The 3,106-nt window shown below is 69.7% G+C and carries 2 protein-coding genes; both read left to right on the plus strand.

Annotation, left to right across the window (positions count from 1 at the left end; translation table 11 throughout):
• The first annotated feature begins 250 nt into the window (after window positions 1-250).
• Window positions 251-1,477, plus strand: coding sequence for a cytochrome P450 (locus C1A33_RS23075; RefSeq protein ID WP_243407858.1), 1,227 nt, complete (start codon window positions 251-253; stop codon window positions 1,475-1,477).
• Window positions 1,478-1,521: 44 nt separating this feature from the next.
• Entirely contained in the window at window positions 1,522-3,078 is a 1,557-nt protein-coding gene (locus C1A33_RS23080) for an aldehyde dehydrogenase family protein (protein ID WP_101833458.1), read from the plus strand.
• Window positions 3,079-3,106: the final 28 nt, after the last annotated feature.

Genomic DNA, 3,106 nt, shown 5'->3' on the forward strand with positions numbered 1-3,106 from the left:
AAAACACCTGATCTGACACCTGGATGTGACTGGCGGCACACCCGGGTTCCCGCCGCCCGGCCGCGTTCTCGCGAGGTCGGGGGTGGAGACTCCCGTCCACGCTGCTGCCGGCCGGCGCGGAACCGGGTGTGCCGCCAGTCACATCCAGGTGTCAGATCAGGTGTTTTCGCGCAAGACGTCACCCCGCCTCGACAGGGACGCTCCTCACATCGACCGGCTCGCCAAGCCGACACCGACAGTTGGGAGAAGGGTGACCGTCACCATGGCCGTCCCGGAGCAGCCAGACGTTCTCTCCGCGGAGTTCGCACGCGACCCCCACACGTACTACAAGATCATGCGCGACCACTACCCAGTGTTGTACCACGAGGCCAGCGGCTACTACTTCGTCAGTCGCTACGAGGACGTGGCCCGGATCTACAAGGACTCCACCGGCTTCTCGAACGAGAACTACGGCTTCCAGATGGAGCCCGTCATCGGTCGGACCGTCATCCAGATGGGCGGCCGGGAGCACACCATCAACCGGCATCTGATCACGCCGGCGCTGCGCGGCAACTACCTCGAGGAGCTGCTCCCCCAGGTCGACGAGCTGGCGACCGAAATGATCGACACGTTCCGATCCTCAGGTCGCGTCGACCTGGCCGAGAACTTCAGCAAGTGGTTCCCGATCAACGTGATCGTGCGGATGCTCGACCTGCCGAGGGAGGACCTGCCGAAGTTCCACGACTGGTACTCGTCGCTGATGGCGTTCCTGTCGAACCTGACGAACGACCCGGACATCCACGCCTGGGGCATGCGCACCCAGCGGGAGTACCCCGCCTACATCCTGCCGATCATCGCCGAACGGCGGCGCAATCCCGGCACCGATCTGATCTCGCGCCTCACGCAGGCCGAGATCGAGGGCGAACAGTACTCCGACGAGCAGATCAAGGCGCTGATCGGCCTGCTGCTGATCGCCGGCGGCGAGACCACCGACAAGTCGATCGCGAGCACCCTCAAGTACCTGATCATGCATCCCGAGCAGCTGGAGGCCGTGCGACGGGATCCCACGCTCGCGACCCGCGCGCTCGTCGAGACTCTTCGCTACCACCCGCCGGTCCAGATCATCCTGCGCACGACGACCGACGACGTCGACGTGGCGGGAACGGTGATCCCGGCGGGCAGCGTCGTCGGCTGCGTCAACGGCGCGGCCAACCGGGACGAGCGCCGGTTCGACGACCCGGACACCTACAACATCTTCCGCGAGGACATCAACATCCGGCAGGCCTTCGCCGGCTCGGCCGACCACATCGCCTTCGCGCTCGGCCGTCACTTCTGCGTCGGCTCGCTGCTGGCCAGGCGGGAGGCCGAGACGGCCATCAACCAGATCCTCGCCGCGATGCCGGACATCCGCTTCGCCGACGGCGTGGTGCCGCCCGACGTGGGCCTGTTCACCCGCGGCCCCGAGTCGCTCGTCGTGGAGTTCACCCCCGCCACCTGACGGCTGCCTCGCGGGCACCGCCATCCTCTCGGCAAGGACACGCAATGACTACCACCATCGAAAGTCCTTCCTTCGCCTCCAGCGAGACCTCGCTCCCGCGTTACCGGATGTTCATCGACGGGCAGTGGGTCGACACCGCGGACCAGTACGTCCTCGTCAGCCCGGCCACCGAGGAGCCGATCGCCACCGCGGCCAGGGGCGGCATCGAGCATGCCGATGCCGCCGTGGCGGCGGCCCGCCGCACGTTCGAGCAGGGGGTGTGGCGCGACCTGCCGCCGGCGCGGCGCGCCGCGGTGCTGGAGGCCGCCGCCGACGCGCTCGAGGCCCGCTCCCAGGAGCTGGCCACGACGGCCACCCGCGAGGGCGGCGCACCGCTGTACCTGTCCCTGGGCCTGAACGCGATCACGCCCATCTCCAACCTGCGCTACTTCGCCGAGCAGGCCCGCGCCTACCGGTTCGAGGCGCCCGGGCCGCTCGTCGGCGGCATCGCGCACTCCGGCGTCGTCCGCCGCGAGGCGATCGGGGTCTGCGCGGCCATCGTGCCCTGGAACTTCCCGCTGGCCCTCGCGGTGTGGAAGATCGGTCCCGCCCTCGCGGCCGGCAACTCCGTGGTCCTCAAGACCGACGAGAAGACCCCGATCGGCGCCTTGGAGCTCGCGCGGGAGTTCCAGGCCGCCGGTCTCCCGGACGGCGTGTTCAACGTCGTCACCGGCGACGGCGAGACCGTCGGCGCCCACCTCGCCACCCATCCCGACGTGCGCAAGATCGGCTTCACCGGCTCGTCCGAGGTCGGCAAGAAGGTGGCCGCCGCCGCGGCCACGAGCAACCTCAAGCGGGTGACGCTCGAACTGGGCGGCAAGAGCCCGAACATAGTGCTGGACGACGCCGACATGCGCACCGCGGTCGACGGCGCGATCTGGGCCTTCCTCATGCACGCCGGGCAGGCCTGCGAGTCCGGCACGCGCCTGCTGCTGCCGCGTGCGATCCACGACCGGTTCGTCGCGCGGCTCGTCGAGCGACTGGGCGACGTCAGGATCGGGGATCCGCTCGATCCCGCCACCACCCTCGGCCCGCTGATCAGCGCGGAGCAGCGAGACCGGGTCCTGCGCTACGTCGAGCTGGCCCGCCAGGAGGGCGCGACCGTCGCCTGCGGCGGCCGGGTGCCGCCGGGGGTCGACGCGGGCTACTGGGTGGAGCCGACCGTCCTCACCGACGTCACGAACGACATGCGGGTCGCCCGGGAGGAGATCTTCGGGCCCGTCCTGTGCGTCCTGCGCTACGACACGGTCGACGAGGCGATCGCGATCGCGAACGACAGCGACTTCGGCCTGTCCGCCGGCGTGTGGAGCGCCAGCGTGGACGCCGCCCTGGACGTGGCCCGCCGCCTGGAGGCCGGGTCGGTGTGGATCAACGACTTCCACATGGCCAACGAGAACTACGCCTTTGGCGGGTTCAAGCAGAGCGGGATGGGCCGCGAGCTCGGCGCGAACGCGCTCGACGCCTACACGGAGCCCAAGTCCGTCCAGGTCAGCCTGGAGCCGGACCTGCGGAAACGGGCCTACGGCCTGGCGCTCCCGACGCCGGCGCCCGACTGGGACTGACCTTCCCGGCCCCGGCTCGGCCCCCTCT

It is taken from the genome of Frankia canadensis, assembly GCF_900197875.1.
Classification (GTDB): domain Bacteria; phylum Actinomycetota; class Actinomycetes; order Frankiales; family Frankiaceae; genus Frankia; species Frankia canadensis.

Coding starts and splice junctions, on each gene's coding strand:
- C1A33_RS23080 (WP_101833458.1), top strand. CDS start 1,522: ATGACTACCACCATCGAAAGTCCTTCCTTCGCCTCCAGCGAGACCTCG.